We start from the raw sequence: 15,963 nt of genomic DNA, 5'->3' as shown, positions 1-15,963 counted from the left end.
GGCGATTGTCGCTGAGTTGTCGCTCATAGTCGGGCAGCTCGGCACCTGCCGGCTCCACGCGACGCGCCGGTGTTCAGGAGTCGGTCAGCCGGATAGCTGTTCGGCTCCTTGTGCCAACGCGGACACCATCTTCGGCATGCTGGCGCGCAACAACAGCCAGATCAGCGGTCCGGTGAAGGGAACCTTGGCCTCGAAAGTCGCCTGCCAGACGATGCACGACCCGGCCGCGCTGTCATGGATGTGGACATCCGCCCGGTGGTTGGTGACCGGGATTCCGGAGAGGATGGCGTAGGCCTGGTGGTGCGGCCGGTCTGCCACGAGAATCTGCTCTCGCATGGTCAATCCGCTGACCACTATTTGCCGGATCGCGCCCTGCCGGGTGCTGGGGTTTCCCGGCTCCTCCCACGAAGTTGTGCGGGCCGCGGTCAGCCAGTCCGGCCACCTTTCGACGTCGATGAGGAGGTCATAGACGTCCTGAGCCGGTGCCGCACAAGCCCGCTCGAAACTCAGGCGGTAACCCATGTCGATCAGACTAGCGCCGTCGATGACGCCCACCCTGCAGGCTCAAGCGAGAACGGGTGCGGTTGTCGCACAAAAGCTGTGGCACACCCGATCTCGAATGATCACGTCGGCGGTCTCCGGGTCAAACCAGCGATCGACGACCGACCAGTGGATCGGGTGCATGAGGTAGGGGCCCATGAGGCCGTCGACGTCGGTGAATTCCTGCTCGAACACGTGCGTCCAGCCGCTTGTTCCGATTGCTGTGTCGACTCGGCTCAATTGCCAGGCCGCGATCGTGGACACGTAGCGCGGCATCATGGCCAGTTCACTCTCGAACGCCGCGACCGTGGCAGCCTCCACGTCGTCCGGCACGCGCAGCAGCAACGCCCGGTACACGCTGCCCGTACCGCGGCGCACCGGAGAACCCTGGTAGGTGACGCCATTGATGCGGGTGATCGCCGGGTCGGCCAGTGCGTCGTCGAAAGCACTGGTGTCCCAGTCTTCTTGGCTGCTGAACCGCAGGTGGACGAGGATGTCGCCGCCGTTGCGTGAGCCGGGCAGCGTCGGTTGCACCAGTGAGGTCAATGCCCCGCTGCGGTCGGCGGCGTCGCGCAAAGCGGAGAGCACACGGTCGCGTTCGGACTCGACGACGTCGAGCAACCGGGTGACTCCGAACGCGGTCGAGCTGGGGGGCGCGTCGGGCTGAGCGGCCGCGGCAGCGGCGACGTCATCGGGGCGGGAGGCGACGCTGCGATCACGTTCGGCGACCAGATCGGTGACCCTGTCCCACCACTGGGCCACACTCGGATCGGGTCGGCCTTGCCAGGTCATCTCCCACCACGCCTGCGGGCTGGGCAGCGACCAGGTGATGGTGACCACGTTGGAACGGTCGTCGAACCAGATGGGTGGGCTGACCAGGACGTCCCGCAACGTCATGCCGCGCTCGCGCGCGCCGGGGGTGTAGCCGGTGAGGTAGGCGTCGATGAATTTCTGTGCGCAACCTGGCTTGGTGACGACGCGGTCGATGACGAATACCTCACCCATGCCGCGAGGCTATGGCGCACCAGCGGCCGGGCGGCGTCGCACTCCCGGCCATCGGGAAACTGCCGTTGACCGCTGGGGGCGACCACGCCATGGTGGGCGGATGACCGATCCGTTCAGCCCGGCCCAGTTGGGGCCAGTGACGCTGCGAAACCGAGTGATCAAGGCTGCCACCTCGGAAGGCCGGTCACCCGACGGACTGGTCACCGACGACCTCATCGACTTCCATCGCCGCTTCGCCGAGGGCGGCGTCGGGATGACCACCGTGGCCTACTGCTGTGTGTCCCCGGAGGGTGCCAGCGCACCGGGCCAGATCGTCATGAACCGCAAGGCGTTGCCGGGCCTGCGCCGGCTCACCGATGCGGTGCATAAGGCCGGAGCGGCCATCTCGGCGCAGCTGGGGCATGCCGGCGTGGTGGCGCAGAAGAAGCTGACCGGCGTCACCGCCGTCGCGCCGAGTCGGTTCATCAATCCGACCTCGTTCGCCTACTGCCGGGAGATCAGCCGCAGCGAGATCGACGTGGTGATCGGTCAGTTCGGCGACGCCGCACAGGTGGCGATCGACGCCGGATTCGATGCGGTGGAGCTGCATTTCGGACATCTCTACCTGCCCAGCTCGTTCCTGAGCCCACTGATCAACCGTCGCAAGGACGAGTACGGCGGCGATATCGACAACCGGTCGCGGTTCGTGCGACAGATCGCAACCCGGGTCCGTGAGGTGGTAGGTGACCGGATCGCGGTGATCGCCAAACTCGATATGGACGACGGCCTTCCGGGCAGCATCTGGATCGACGAGGCGCTGCGGACCGCTCAACTACTCGATGCCGATGCCACGCTGGATGCCCTCGAACTCACCCAGGGATCCTCGGTGTACAAGCCCATGTATCTGTTCCGGGGTGATGTACCGGTCAAGGAGTTCGCCACGGTGATGCCGCCGGCGCTGCGGCCGGCGGTCCGGCTGGTCGGCAAGCAGGCGATGGGCGTCTATCCCTATCGTGACCTCTACATGCTGGAGGCGGCCCGCCAGTTCGTGCCGATCATGCGGAACACCAAACTCGTTCTGCTGGGCGGGATTACGAACCGCGAACACCTGGAGACCGGGCTGGCCGAAGGATTCGATTTCCTCGCCATGGGCCGCGCGTTACTGCGGGAACCCGACCGCGTCAACACCATGATCGCCGAACCGGCGTCACGCAGCCGCTGCAACCACAACAACAAGTGCATGGTGACGGTGTTCGGTCGCACGCACTGCGTGCTGGATCCCGGCCAACGCTATGGCGCCGCGCTAGCGACCGAGCAGGTCACCTAGGGCCCGACTTCGTCGTGTCCCTGGGGGTTTCGTGCATTGTTGTCATCCTACGTACTGTGTCAGCTCGCATGACGCAGTCGCATGAGGTGCTGTCAACGCGCAGCGGCCGCGACGTGTTGTCGCAGTAGGGCCCGCACCCGGGCCGGCACCACCCTCGGTGGGCTAGCGATCATCCGTGCCGCTGCCCGGGCGGCGTCTTTGCGCTCCCCGAGCTTGGTGACGGCGGGATCGTGCATCCGCCACGGAGAAGCCCGGTACTCAGGTTGCGACGCGACGATCTCCAGCACCGTCTCGATGTCCTTCATATCGCGGTCGGAGTGCCTTACGGTCCATGCCAGCATCTTCAACACGAACGCGGCCTCGACGTCGGGGACCGGGACCTCGAATTCCAGATAGGTGCTGTCGGTGAGCCGCGCTGTGACGGCCACCCGAACCGGCGGCGACGCCAGCGCCAGTCGTAATCCCGGTGCCCCGTCAAAGGCCCGTTGACCGATGTATCTCTTGCCCGCTTTGGTCTCGGTGGGCACCAGGAGGTCGACCGCGCGTTCACCGAGCTCGTATCGGTTTCCGCGGATGTCCGTGTAACCCAACGCGGTGAGCTGGTCGTGAAATTCGCCGGCAACAGCCACCTGCTCGTCGATCCCCGCATCGGCGTCGGAGGTCACTCGCGGAACTCCGGGCACGCCGTAGACATGACGAAGCAACCGCACCATGTGGCCGCCGATGACGCGGTAATCCAGATGAGTGGCAACGGCGGAGACGTCGTGCAACGCACGCATTCCGTTGTCGTCGGCGGTGGCCGTGCACGCCACGACGACCGGTACTGCGGCGGTCACCTGCTCGCGATCCAGTCGGCAAGTCGCTGCGGTGCCCCGTCGTCGATGTCAGCACCGGCGCTAATGTCCTGCAGGACCACCACCGGATCTGCGGTGACGACGCCGGGACGCTGCGTGCCAGAGACCTGGTTCCACCACCCGGCGGTTGCCCACACCGTCTGGTCAGCAGGCACGCGTACGGTCAAGGTTGCCTCCTCGGCGGTCGCTTCCACCAAATCGAATACGGTGAGGTCGATCAGCTCCTCGGCGTAGACCAGGCCGTGTGTCGGTACCCGCCACGGCGCCAGCACATCGGCGGCGACTTCACCGCCGGCAAGCACCCGTACCGTCAGCTCGGCGCCGAGCCGGATCGCGCTGGAGACCTGGTCGGTCACGGAGTCAGTGCCATACCAGTAGGTTTCGATAAGTCCGTCGTCGGCCGGCACCGACGTCAGCGCGACGAGACATTCCCGACGAGATTCTTCGGCCATGGGTGTGTTTGGCAGCGGCGCCTTCTCCACCATCTTGGATATCGCCTGCTGGCTCACTGCGATGGCTGCGGCAACGTCGCTTTGGCGCAGGTGCTCACTGGTGAGGACGCAGATCCGTTCCGCCGCGCGGCGACGCCAGCTACGTTCGCCCGCGCCGCGGCGGGGTTGCGCCACCGCAGGGGCGCGGTAAACGGTGCCAGAGAGCACCAGTTCGCCTGTACTGCCAACGCTGAGGTCTACGCCCTCCTCGGCTAACAGAGCTGAACGCGCTTGTGCGGAGATGGTGTCGCAGACGACGAATATCCGGTGGCCATTACGGCTACGGCTGCGATCCAGCGCCAATGTTGGTGACGACACGCGTTCAGCCACGATGAGGTCGGCGGTGACCGCGTGGTTGCCGGCGCGGTAGGTGATGGTGTGGGCATCACCTGTGACCACCGGGACTCCGGCCTCGACCAGGCGTGCGGGCACTGATGCAGGGTGCATGCCAATACTCTAGCATCACTAAAATGTCAAACAACCAAACTCTAAAATGGGAGCCCGCAGTTGTTTGACAAAAGATCGGAGGACAGGGTAGGAACCAACGCCCCCGGCTCGGGCGAACCATTCTCGCGCCGATGCTGGAGCAGGAGCTGCCAAGATCCTCCGCCACATCACCAACGCAATCCGCGAGCTGCGGCAGCAGGCGAAAGCGTCGTTCAACAATTGAACACCCCACGAACGAGGGAGATGAAAGCCACGACCTGCCGCCACGACGTTTGGTCGCCGTGCTAGCGACCGAGCAGGTCACCTAGGGCTCGGCTCGCCTCGCGGCGGGCCACATGCGCGATGTCAAGCATCGGCATGGTCATGAAGCCGTGGATGCCGCCCTCGTAGGCGCACCTCGTCACTGGCACACCCGCCTTCTGCAGGGCGTCGGCATAGGCGATTCCTTCGTCGCGCAACGGGTCATGTCCGGCGAGAACCACGACGGCCGGCGGTAATCCGCCGAGCTCACCGTGTAGCGGCGAGGCGTACGGGTGGTGCCGATCGGCGATGGCGGGGACGTACTGATCCCAATACCATTGCAGCGCCGGGCGGGGGTTGTAGAAGCCGCGGCCGAACAACTGGTAGGAGTCGGTGTCGAAATCCGCGGCGATCACCGGGTACAGCAGAAGCTGTGCCGCCAGGTCCGGGCCTCCGCGGTCGCGGGCCATCAGTGTCGTCACCGCGGCGAGATTCCCGCCGGCGCTGTCGCCACCCACGGCCACCCGCGCCGGATCCGCACCGAACTCGGCGGCGTGGTCGACCGCCCAGTTCACCGCCGCGTAGAAATCCTCCGCCGCGGTCGGCCAACGGTGCTCGGGAGCCAGCCGATAATCGACCGAAACCACCACGGCCGGAGTCAGATTGGCCACGTTGCGGCACAGGCCGTCGTGGCTGTCGAGATCGCAGAACACGAACCCGCCGCCGTGAGCGTAGACCAGTATGGGGAGTGCTTCGGACGTGTCGGGCCGGTACACCCGGACGTCGATGCGACCGTTGTCTACCGGCACCTGATGGTCGGTCACAGAGGCAACCGGCTCAGGTTGAGGATTGGGAACGAAGCGGGAGCGGATCGCGGCCCGCGCCTCGGCACCCGTCATCGTGTGGACCGGGGGGAAGCCCGAATCGAGGGTTTCGATGATCCGCGCGATCTGGGGGTCCAGCGTCATGCCGGCAGCAGGGCGGCAGAGGTTCGCGGTCCGACGTGGCTGCCGACGCGGAGTGGTCGCAGCGGCTGCAACGTCGGCGCGACTCGTTGCGGCCCGTCTTCGGCGTTGCGCCAGATGCCCATGGCCGTCATACGTACCGGTGCGGTCAGTCGCTGATCGAAGGTCATCCGGCTCATCGGGCCGCACACCGATACCGCCGCCACGGCTGCCCCGGCCGGTCCGATCGGTGCTGCGACACAACCGAATCCGGCCAACGATTCTTCACGCTCGAAGGCCACGCCGTGGGCCCGGACCTTGGCCAGCTCGGCTTCCAGCTGACGTTCCGTGCTGATCGAGAACCGGGTCCTGCGGGTCGCGAGGTCCACCTCGGTCATCGGGTTGTCGGCAAGCATCGCCTTGCCGACCGCCGTACAGTGCGCGGGCTGCCGGCCGCCGACGCGGGTCGGGATGGCGGCGACCATCTGGCCACCGATCTTCTCCAGGTACACCACATCGGATCCGTCGAGGACCGCCAGATGGACTACCAGCCCGGTGGCCCGATGCAGATCACGCAGCAAGGGAATCGCTGCTCGGTGGATGCGGTCCTGATGTAGCGCCAGCGACCCGAGCTCGACCAGGCGCATGCCCAGCTCGTAGTCGCGGCCATCGCGGCGCAGCCATCGCAGCTGGACCAGGCGCTCGAGGATGCGGTGCGCCGACGACCGGGGCAGCCCGGTGCGGCGCACGATGTCGGCCAGCGTCAGCCGGGCCGTGCCGTCGAAGGCATCGAGGACCAGGGAAACCCGGTCGATGACAGCGCTGGGTGTCTCGAGCGTCGCCTTCTTACCCGTGACTGGGGATTGTTCGATCATCGCGGTCATGGTTCCTCCAGGGGCCGCCCTGACTGGGCATATGACTAATAGTCATATGACTACCACAAGTATGTGTCGGCTGTCACGTTGTCGCCGATTTGTGGGCGATCAGGCCCGTCGCGTTGTCGCCGAACGCAGTCATTTGTTTGCCCAGGTCAGCGATCTCCGCGTGGTTGAGTTCGCGGTAGGGCTGAGCCGATACCGACATGACGACATTGCCGTCGAGGTCGCGGATCGGCGCCGAGACGGTGGCCACCGGGATGGTGCCGTCGGTGTCCGCGAACTCGTCGGGCAGGACGTCGACGAGGGTCAGATCGGCGACGGCGCCGGCCAGTCTCGTGGACACCGCGTCCGGGGCCTTTCCGTCATCGAGGGCTATCAGCGCGTCGAAAACTCGGATGAGGGGCCCGCTGAGTCGTTCCACTCCGTAGCCGCGGTGACGAATCTCGCTGAGCACATGGGTGACCCGGTCGACGAAGGCGTCGCTGACCGGCCCCGGAGCCGACAGCCATCGTTCGCTTGTCTCTGGGGTGTCCCAGGCAACGAACTCCCGGCCGAACGGTGCGGCAAACGGTAGGCGGATGCCGGCCGGTAAGGGTGGTGGCGTGGAACCGGGCGCGGCCGCATCGATCACGACGATGGCGCCGGCCTGGATCTCGGAGATGCACACCGGCACCTGGATGTCGAGGCTCAGGGCGCGTACGGCGTCGCGAAGTGGTCGCGGCGTAGACGCACTGCGGGATGTCGCGGTGGGAAAGTCCGGACCGATCGTGAATCTCCCGGTGAGCGGGTCACGCGCCACCCAGCGGTGGTTGACCAGTGTCTGCAGGATCGCATGCCCGGTCGATCGGGTGATGCCCAGTTCACGGCTGATTTCGGCGAGCGTCGGCGCCGCGGTGCTGCGGGCGCTGAGGAGTTCGATCACCGCGACGACCCGGCTGGTCGGCGGTGAGGGGTCTTGACCCGGTTCGTCGGGTTCACCTAGCTTGTCGTTCATATATTCGGATCATATGTCGAATATTCGACATCGCCAAATGGCTCTCAAGAAAGAGGATTGGCATGCCCGATCTGATGCCCGATTTGATGATCGACGACCTCGCGGCACCGGTCCTGGACAGCAACCAGCGTCACGTCCTCGATCAGTTCAAGACGCTGACCGTGGAGCTGGACCCGGCCGCCATGGCCGACGACGCCGTGCACCAGACCGGCCTGGACGATTTCGGCGATCCGGGATTCCGGTCCCGCCTGCAGGCCTACGCCGCGGCGATCGACGCCGACACCGGCAATACCAATCTCAACCGGATGATCCTGCGGAACCGGATCGTGCGGTTGCTCTCGCAGCGGTTGTTGTTGACGGACCTGTTGCGTCGTTACCCCGAGATTCACGACATCAAGATCGAACGGCCGATCATCGTGGTCGGCCTACCGCGTTCGGGAACAACGCATCTGGTCAATCTCATCGCTGCCGACAGCCGTCGGCGGGCGCTGCCCTACTGGGAAAGTCAGGAGCCGTTCCCCCGGCGTGGGGAGGGGCCCGACGTCAATGGTGTGGATCCGCGGTTCGCCCGCTCGGTGGCCGAGCATGACGCGGCGATGGTGATGACGCCACTCATCCAGGCCATGCACGACAGGTATCCCCAGGCCATCGAGGAGGAAGTCGAGATCCTCGACCTCGACTTCGCCAGTTACGTACTGGAATGGCATGCGCGCGTACCGCAATGGCGGGACTTCTATTTCACCCTGGACCAACACGAGCACTACGGCTACCTGCGGACCGTGCTGAAGGCGCTCACCTTCCTGCGCGGGCCCCGGCAGTGGGTCCTGAAATCGCCGCAGCACTGTGAACAACTCGGACCCCTGATGAGCACGTTCCCGGATGCCACGGTGGCCTTCACCCACCGCGACCCGGTGGCGGTGATCCAGTCCGCGGTCACGATGCTGGCCTACGGCGACCGGATGCGACGCATCGAGATCGATCCCGAAGGCCTCGTCGACTATTGGATCGACCGGGTGGAACGGCTACTGCGCGCGTGTGTGCGCGACCGCGAACTGGTGGCACCCGAACAGAGTCTGGACATCGGGTTCCACCACCTCAACGGCAACGAGCTGCCGCTGCTGGAACAGCTCTACCAGCGCAACGACACCGAGTTGCCGACCGAGACGCGAGCACAACTGCGCAGCTACCTCGATGACAACCCGCGGGGCAAGCACGGCCGACTGCGCTATGACCTCGAGCGCCATTTCGGGCGATCCCCGGATGAGGTCCGCTCGCGGTTCGGCTTCTACTTCGATCGCTTCGACGTCAGGGAGGAAGCATGACCTACGAACCGATCTACCTGAGCCGGCCGGGCGGAGAATCCATCGCCGGCGCCGGGGCACCGGCTGAGCAGGTCGGGCCCGGGATCTGGATGTCGCCGGGGTTGTCCAATTCGTTCCTGATCAGCACGGCTGACAGCCGGATCGTGGTGAACACCGGCATGGGCTTCGAGGGGCCGGTGCATCGGGCCAACTACGACGAGGTCGATACCTCGCCGACCCGTTACATCGTGTTGACCCAAGGACATTACGACCACGTCGGCGGGGTCGACAGCTTCATCGAGCCAGGTACCGACGTCATTGCCCAGGCCAACTGGGGGCAGTGGCGGCGGGACAACGAACTACTGGCCACCTTTCGCGCCGCCAACTCGTCGTTCGCGTTCCTGGAGACGGTCACCGCGGCGGCCACGTACACGTCGCAACGGTTCGGCCAGGTGCCTCCGCAGAGTGCACCTACCCCCACGCTCGTCGTCGAGGACAGTCTGGAACTCACCGTGGGGGGTCGCCTCCTCGAGTTCTTAGCCACCCCAGGCGGCGAGACGACCGACAGTCTGGTGGTCTGGCTGCCCGACGACGGGATCTGCCTGTGCGGCAACGTGTTCGGTGCGTTGTTCGGCCACATCCCGAACCTGGTGACCATGCGCGGCGACCGCTACCGTGACGCGCTGACGGTGGCCGACGCCATCGAGCGGGTCCGGTCGCTGGGCGCCGAGACCCTGTTGACCGGCCATTTCGGGCCCATCACCGGCCGCGAGCGGATCGACTGGGAACTGACGCGGCTGCGTGAGGCGGTGCTCTATCTGCACGACCAGACAGTCACCGGCATGAACGCGGGCAAGGATGTGTACACCCTGATGCGCGACATCGTGCTGCCGCCTGAGCTGGAGGTCGGCCAAGGTTACGGCAAGGTCCGTTGGAATGTGCGGGCGATCTGGGAGAACTACGCGGGCTGGTTCCACCACCGCTCGACGGCCGAACTCTATGCCGACGCCCCGGACGCCACCGAGACCGATCTGCTCGAACTCGCCGGTGCCGCCGCGGTTCTCACCCGGGCCCGCGCATTGCGCAACGCCGGCGAACCGGTGCGTGCCATCCGGCTGGCCGAGATGGTGCACCGGGCCGAGCCCGACGACAACGAGGCCAAGCAGGTGTTGATCGCTGCTCACGAAGATCTGCTGGGTGGCAGCACCAATTTCTGGGAAGCAGCGTGGCTGCGCGAAAAGATCAAGGAACTGTCATGACAAACCGTGTGCTGTTCGACTTCTCCGGCACCACCGCCCTCGTCACGGGAGGCACGAGCGGGATCGGTCATGCCACCGCATCGCTGCTGAGAGACAGTGGCGCGCAGGTCACGATCACCGGCACGAGAGGCGGCCCGGAAGACTACGACGTCGACCTGTCGGGGCTGAAGTATCGACAGCTGGCCCTGACCGACACAGCCGGAATCGATGCGCTGGCCGAAGAATTCACCGAGTTGGACATCCTGGTCAACAACGCCGGGGCCAACTTCCCGGGCGGGCTCGACGAATCGACCCCGGAGGGTTTCACCGAGTCGGTGGCCGTCAACCTGTTGGCGCCGTTCCGGCTGACCGAACGGTTGTACGGCGCACTGAAAGCGTCGAACGCGCCGGGCGGTGCCAGCGTGATCATGTTCGCCTCGATGGCGGCCATCCGGTCGGTACCGGTGGTGCCAGGGTACGGATCGGCGAAGGCCGGAGTGCTCGCACTCACCCGAAACCTGGCGGTGAAGTGGGCCGGTGACGGCATTCGCGCCAACGCCGTCGTCCCGGGACTCGTGGCCACTCGCATGACCGCGCCCATGGACTACGTGCCGGAGATCAAACAGGAACAGCTGGACCACATTCCGCTCGGACGCTTTGCCACGCCGGAGGAGATCGCGAGTCCCATCCTCTTCCTGTGCAGTGGAAATGCCTCGTACAGCACCGGATCGGCGCTCGTCATCGACGGTGGATACAGCGTGTTCTGAGTGATTCGACGAGATCGACGGAAGGAACTTCATATGAGAGCAGCCATCATCACCGCGCCCGAGAAAACCGAGATCTTCGAAATACCCACACCCACGGCAGGGCCCAAGGACGTGCTGGTGAAGATTCGAGCGTGCGGAATCTGTGGTTCCGACACGCTCTACATCTCCATCGGCGGATTGCCGCCGCGGCACTGCAACATGCCGATCGGCCATGAGCCGGCCGGCGAGGTGGTGCAGGTCGGCGGCGACGTGCGCGACGTCGCGGTCGGTGACCGGGTGGTGGTGAACCCGATGGCCATTGCCGACGACATCATCGGCAACGGAGGCTCGACCGGTGCGCTGGCCGACTACCTGCTGATCAAGGACGCGGTCCGGGGTCAGAGCTTAGAGGTGGTGCCCGAGCACATCCCGTACGAGGTCGCCGCCCTCAACGAGCCGATGGCAGTGGCCCTTCACGCGGTGAACCAGGTGGCGCCGCGGCCGAGCGACCAGGTACTGGTGCTCGGAGCCGGCCCCATCGGCCTGGGTATCACGATCGCGCTGAAATCGCGCGGGGTGAAACACGTTGTGGTGGCCGACATCCTGCCGTCGCGTCTGGAGAAGGCACTGAAAGTCGGTGCGGACGCCGTGATCAACTCCAAGGACGAGGACGTCATCGCGCGACTGATCGAGCTGCACGGGCCTGGCGATTCGATGTGGCCGAACAAAGCCGGCACGGATGTATTCCTCGATGCCGCAGGCGTCCCGGCGGCCGTCGACACGGCCCTCGGTGCTGCCCACCGGGGAGCCAAGCTCGGCATCGTCGCTGTCCACAAAGAGCCGATCAACATCGACTTCATGAACGTGATGAGCAACGAGCTGACCATCGTCGGGTCGATGGGCTATCCCACCGAGATCTTCGAGGTGACGAAGTCCATCGTCGACAACTGGGAGAAGTATCGGGAGATCATCAGCCACACCTTCGATTTCGACGACCTCGACGAGGCGCTGCAATGTGTGGCCACGCCTGGAGCGGCCGACAAGGTCGTCATCACAATGAGGGGGAAATGATGCCGTCGACCAAGGATCACCAGATTGCCGAAGTGATTCGCCGTTACGTTTCGCTGCTCGCGACCGGTAGCACCGATGATCTCCTGGAGGTGTTCGCCGAAGACGCGACCGTGGAGGATCCCGTTGGCAGTGATGTCCGCGCCGGCCGGAATGAGATCCGCGAATTCTTATCCACCTTGCAGGAATTGGAGCGCCAGACCGAGCTGGTCCTGCTCCGTGTGGTCGGGAACGAGGCAGCGTTCTCGTTCACCATCACCTTCAAGATCGGCGACACCCCGATGCGCCTGCAACCGATCGACACGATGACATTCGACGCCGAAGGCAAGATCGCCTCGGTGCGAAGCTATTTCGCTCCAGCCGATCTCGCCGAAGGATAGCCTCTGCCACACGCTGTCGCTGGTCATTTCTGCTGGCCCAAAGGTGGTGGCGACGTGAGCAGAATCAAAGAAGTTGCGTCACATTTGCGACCCCTGAGCGGGCCCGGGAATCGCACCACTGGGATCTTCGCGCCCGCGAGGGTCATTCGAAGAAGGCGAGCACCTCGCGCAGGAATACATCTGGAGCTGTGTCCATCGCGAAGTGCGCATGGCCGTTCAAGATGACCTTCCTAGCGTCGGGCAGTGTTTCATACAGGCGTTCAGTGGCCGTCGTCAGCGGCTGCGGACTGTCACTACCGACGAGCAGCAGCACCGGTACGGTAATGCGCGAGAAGCTGCCGAAGTCCGGTTGGTATATCCCGGATATCGCCTGCATCTCACGCGGAATCGTATGGGCCGCAGCCACTCGCCGGCGCCAGACCGGAAGATCTCGCATTGTGGCCAAATCTTCTGGTCGCGTTCCGGTTTGGGTGAACATCGCAGCTACCAGTCCGTCTCGATCGCCAGCGGCGAGCAGATTGCTGAGGAGTTCGACGAAGCCCGCCGGATAGAAGTCGATACCGACGGGCAGCGGTGGTTCATACAGTGCGAGGCGGTGAATGCGCGCTGTCCTCAGGGCTGCCTCCAACGAGCACAACGCGCCGAATGAGTGGGCGAGGACGTCGACAGAGCCGCCGATTGCATTGATGACCGCCGCGATGTCGTCGAATTCGGTTTCGATATCATACATGCCGGTGCCGTCGCTGCTGGTACCGCGTCCCCGGCGATCCATCGCGTAGGTGGTGAAGCGCTCAGTGAGTTGGCCGACAATATGCGTCCACCGCGAATGATCGCCGCCCCCACCGTGAACGAGCAGGAGGGGTGGCCCTTGTCCTGCGGTGTGGCAGCTGATCGTTGCACCGTCTTTGGAAACTACTGTTTTGATCGAGCTCATTCGGCCACCGTTTCTATAGCTGCGTCGCGTCGACGACGTACCGCGACATTCGCGGTCGAATTGGGAAACCCTAGCCAACTGCCGCAGATTGTTAGCTTAACTCAATAATCCGCCCGCGTTGTGCCCGGTAGGCGGCTCGGTGGATCGGCTACGCCCGCATGCCGAATATCAACAAAGTCGCGAGACTCCCTGGAGAGTCTCGCGACTTTGTCATACCTGGAGTCAGGCCTTGGCTGCGGACCGTCCCGCCCGGCGACCGTAGAAACTTCCGTCGCCCAGGGAAACTCCGCTGGCATAACCCCAGGCCGCCAGGCCGGCAGTGCAGCGCCCGGCCGCGAACAGACCCGGGATCGGCTCGCCGCTCACATGAAGCACCTCGGCATCGAGCGTGGTGGCCAGACCGCCGAGGGTGAAGCCGCCGGTGCTCTCGCGCAGGTCGATGGCACCCACCGGAGACTTGATGGGCTTGAGCCACTGCGCTTTCTTGTGCAGCAGCGGGTCTTCGCCCCGAGCGGCGCCGTCGTTGTACGCGTCGACGGTGGCCTGCAACGAGTTCGGTGGGAGTCCGATCTCGGCCTCCAGTTCGGCGACGGTGTCGGCCACCCACGTCGGCGGCCGCATCATCAGCTGAGGGGAGAGCGAGGCCATCGCCTCGTCCTGCGCGTCGCCGTCGATGATCAGGTAGGCAGTGTTGTTTTGGTGGTACAGCGTCAGCTGGCCGGCCCGACCGGGATAGGTGTCCTCGGCGACATAGCGCTGCCCCCGCTCGTTCACCAGGATCCCACGCACCAACTGCTGGGGGTCGATGAACAGGGCCACCTCGGTGGCGTCCATGTGGGCGAGATCCGCGCCGAGTGCCTGCGCCATCCGGATGGCCTGACCATCGTGCTGCTCGATCGACGCGGCCGGGCGCCCGGCAATGCGCGGGGCATACTGGGCGACCATGGCGTCGTTGTAGGCGAAACTCCCTGTCGCCAACACCACGCCGCGGCGGGCCCGCACGGCGATCTCGCTGCCGTACTGTCGCGCTACCACTCCGACCACCCGGCCGTCGGAGTCGACGACGAGTCGTTGCACGCGCACGTCGTACAGGGACCGTGCGCCGGCCGCATTCGCGGTATCGACCAGCGGCTTCATCAACATGAAACCGGCGCTGGCCTCGCCCTGCTTCTTGTTCGACATCTGCGGCACATGCCCGCGTGGGGCCGGAGTCGCAATGGTGTTGAACGGGTAGGAGTTCTCGCCACCGGAGTACATCAGCCCCTGATCGCCCATCGGCTCCCAGCCGGGCTCACCGAAGAACTCGGCTTTGAACGGCACCCCGCAGCCCACCAGCCAGTCGAAGTGCGCGACGCTGCCCTCGCAGTAATCAGCGATGCGCGAGGAGTCGGCGCCGGGCCCCATGGCCGCATTGAGGAACGCGGCCATGTTGTCGACCGAATCCTCGAAGCCACAGGCTTTCTGGATGGGGGTGCCGCCGCCGAGGTAGATGAATCCGCCGGCCATCGAGGCGGCCCCGCCCCAGGAGCCGGTGCGCTCCAGGACCAGGACGTCGGCGCCGGCGCGCGTCGCTTCGACGGCCGCGGCCGCCCCGGCGACGCCGTAACCGGCGATGACCACGTCGGCCTCATGGTCCCAACGAGCCACCTCGGTGGCGGCGATGGGGGTCGGCTCAAACGTCGTCACGGTTGCATAGCCTTCGGTAAGTCGCTGACCCACTGATGTCCCCAGTAACTGTCAGCGGTGATTTCTTCAGCGGTGTAATAGGTTTCGTCGACCCGCATGCCTTCGGTGCCGAATTCGATGTCCCAGTCACCCGGCGCGCGCACATAGAACGACACCATCTTGTCGTTGGTGTGACGGCCCAGCGTGGAGGACAACTGGAAGCCCTCGGCGTTCACCCGGTCCAGGGCCTGACCGACCGCGTCCAGCGTGTCGACCTCGACCATCAGATGAATGAGTCCGGGATCGCGCAGGGTCTGTGCGGGGCAGATGGCCAGGCTGTGGTGGCGCTCGTTGACGCCCATGAATCGAACGCGGATCGGTCCGAACTCCGGCGGCACCGGAACCCGGAATGCGCCGCGGGATTTGAAACACAGTACCTCGGTGTAGAACTCGAACAGGCCGTTGACGTCGAGCGCGGGCAACACCACGTGCCCGAGGCCCTGGTCGCCGGTGACGAATTTCGCGCCGAACGGGGTGACGACGGGGGAGTGGTCGAGCACCGGGCCGTGGAACACCTCCAGTGCGGTGCCGGCCGGATCTTGGAAGGCAATGGCCTCCTCGACCCGTCGGGCGTCGGTCTCCTCAAGTGACAGCTGCTTGAACGGCACACCGGCCGCATCGAGCGCGGCCTTCACCTGCTCCAGATCGGCATGGTCGCGCACTTCCCAGCCGACGGTCACGATCTTGTCGACCTCGCCGGGAACGACGATGATTCGTGCGGCGCGTTCATCCATCCGTAAGTACAGCGCGGATTCGTCGGGGCCGGTGCCGGTGGCGAAACCGAGGACATTGAAGGCGAAGTGCCGCCAGCGTTCGATATCGGAGGCGGCAACGGTCACATAGCCGAGGCTCTTGATCAATCCCATGTCTCG

General features: G+C 65.2%; 16 protein-coding genes. 6 read left to right on the top strand and 10 right to left on the bottom strand.

What is annotated here, in order from left to right; translation table 11 throughout:
* Nucleotides 1-84: 84 nt before the first annotated feature.
* Both A5699_RS12175 and A5699_RS30270 read right to left on the bottom strand, forming a co-directional pair.
* Nucleotides 85-522 (bottom strand): SRPBCC family protein, encoded by a 438-nt coding sequence (locus A5699_RS12175; RefSeq protein ID WP_067769536.1) that lies wholly within the window; start codon nucleotides 520-522, stop codon nucleotides 85-87.
* Nucleotides 523-564: 42 nt separating this feature from the next.
* Nucleotides 565-1,161, bottom strand: a complete 597-nt coding sequence (locus A5699_RS30270; protein ID WP_067769556.1) for a Dabb family protein — start codon at nucleotides 1,159-1,161, stop codon at nucleotides 565-567.
* 484 nt (nucleotides 1,162-1,645) lie between these two features.
* Here A5699_RS30270 and A5699_RS12165 point away from each other — a divergent pair, with 484 nt between their 5' ends.
* A complete protein-coding gene (locus A5699_RS12165; RefSeq protein WP_067769535.1) occupies nucleotides 1,646-2,851 on the top strand; it encodes an NADH:flavin oxidoreductase in 1,206 nt (401 codons plus the stop codon).
* Nucleotides 2,852-2,943: 92 nt separating this feature from the next.
* Here A5699_RS12165 and A5699_RS12160 read toward each other — a convergent pair whose 3' ends face one another.
* From A5699_RS12160 to A5699_RS12140, 5 genes are all read right to left on the bottom strand, one after another.
* Nucleotides 2,944-3,687: a hypothetical protein gene (locus tag A5699_RS12160; protein WP_157561211.1), complete on the bottom strand. Its 744-nt coding sequence runs from the start codon at nucleotides 3,685-3,687 to the stop codon at nucleotides 2,944-2,946.
* Nucleotides 3,684-4,595 (bottom strand): hypothetical protein, encoded by a 912-nt coding sequence (locus A5699_RS29555; protein ID WP_197508271.1) that lies wholly within the window; start codon nucleotides 4,593-4,595, stop codon nucleotides 3,684-3,686. The genes A5699_RS12160 and A5699_RS29555 overlap by 4 nt, the downstream gene beginning before the upstream one ends.
* A gap of 332 nt (nucleotides 4,596-4,927) precedes the next feature.
* Nucleotides 4,928-5,851, bottom strand: a complete 924-nt coding sequence (locus A5699_RS12150) for an alpha/beta hydrolase (protein ID WP_067769534.1) — start codon at nucleotides 5,849-5,851, stop codon at nucleotides 4,928-4,930.
* Nucleotides 5,848-6,702: an IclR family transcriptional regulator gene (locus tag A5699_RS12145; protein ID WP_157561210.1), complete on the bottom strand. Its 855-nt coding sequence runs from the start codon at nucleotides 6,700-6,702 to the stop codon at nucleotides 5,848-5,850. The genes A5699_RS12150 and A5699_RS12145 overlap by 4 nt, the downstream gene beginning before the upstream one ends.
* An 82-nt stretch (nucleotides 6,703-6,784) precedes the next feature.
* A complete protein-coding gene (locus A5699_RS12140; RefSeq protein ID WP_082957674.1) occupies nucleotides 6,785-7,699 on the bottom strand; it encodes a helix-turn-helix domain-containing protein in 915 nt (304 codons plus the stop codon).
* 62 nt (nucleotides 7,700-7,761) lie between these two features.
* Between A5699_RS12140 and A5699_RS12135 the strand changes: the two genes are divergently transcribed.
* From A5699_RS12135 to A5699_RS12115, 5 genes are read left to right on the top strand one after another with little or no spacing between them, the layout of a single operon-like run.
* Nucleotides 7,762-9,021 (top strand): sulfotransferase, encoded by a 1,260-nt coding sequence (locus A5699_RS12135; protein WP_067769526.1) that lies wholly within the window; start codon nucleotides 7,762-7,764, stop codon nucleotides 9,019-9,021.
* Complete coding sequence (locus A5699_RS12130; RefSeq protein WP_067769525.1) at nucleotides 9,018-10,259, top strand: alkyl sulfatase dimerization domain-containing protein; 1,242 nt, start codon at nucleotides 9,018-9,020, stop codon at nucleotides 10,257-10,259. Before A5699_RS12135 ends, A5699_RS12130 begins: the two co-directional genes overlap by 4 nt.
* On the top strand, nucleotides 10,256-11,005 hold the full coding sequence (locus A5699_RS12125; RefSeq protein ID WP_067769524.1) for an SDR family NAD(P)-dependent oxidoreductase: 750 nt from the start codon (nucleotides 10,256-10,258) through the stop codon (nucleotides 11,003-11,005). Before A5699_RS12130 ends, A5699_RS12125 begins: the two co-directional genes overlap by 4 nt.
* Nucleotides 11,006-11,038: 33 nt before the next feature.
* Nucleotides 11,039-12,055: a zinc-binding dehydrogenase gene (locus A5699_RS12120; RefSeq protein WP_067769523.1), complete on the top strand. Its 1,017-nt coding sequence runs from the start codon at nucleotides 11,039-11,041 to the stop codon at nucleotides 12,053-12,055.
* Nucleotides 12,055-12,432, top strand: coding sequence for a nuclear transport factor 2 family protein (locus A5699_RS12115; protein ID WP_067769522.1), 378 nt, complete (start codon nucleotides 12,055-12,057; stop codon nucleotides 12,430-12,432). Before A5699_RS12120 ends, A5699_RS12115 begins: the two co-directional genes overlap by 1 nt.
* A gap of 142 nt (nucleotides 12,433-12,574) precedes the next feature.
* Here A5699_RS12115 and A5699_RS12110 read toward each other — a convergent pair whose 3' ends face one another.
* The 3 genes from A5699_RS12110 to bphC all read right to left on the bottom strand — a co-directional run bounded on the left by A5699_RS12110 (nucleotide 12,575) and on the right by bphC (nucleotide 15,957).
* Nucleotides 12,575-13,366 carry an alpha/beta fold hydrolase gene (locus A5699_RS12110; protein ID WP_067769521.1) on the bottom strand — a complete coding sequence of 264 codons (792 nt, stop codon included), beginning with the start codon at nucleotides 13,364-13,366 and terminating at the stop codon, nucleotides 12,575-12,577.
* 222 nt (nucleotides 13,367-13,588) lie between these two features.
* Complete coding sequence (locus tag A5699_RS12105) at nucleotides 13,589-15,052, bottom strand: FAD-dependent oxidoreductase (protein ID WP_067769520.1); 1,464 nt, start codon at nucleotides 15,050-15,052, stop codon at nucleotides 13,589-13,591.
* The gene (bphC, locus tag A5699_RS12100) at nucleotides 15,049-15,957 is read right to left on the bottom strand and encodes a biphenyl-2,3-diol 1,2-dioxygenase (RefSeq protein ID WP_067769519.1); all 909 of its coding nucleotides are present in this window, start codon (nucleotides 15,955-15,957) and stop codon (nucleotides 15,049-15,051) included. The genes A5699_RS12105 and bphC overlap by 4 nt, the downstream gene beginning before the upstream one ends.
* Nucleotides 15,958-15,963 lie beyond the last annotated feature (6 nt).

The sequence above is a fragment of the Mycobacterium sp. E802 genome (assembly GCF_001666875.1).
Lineage (GTDB): Bacteria > Actinomycetota > Actinomycetes > Mycobacteriales > Mycobacteriaceae > Mycobacterium.
The sequence above is the reverse complement of the archived record's forward strand: the minus strand, read 5'-3'. Positions and strand labels throughout refer to the sequence as shown.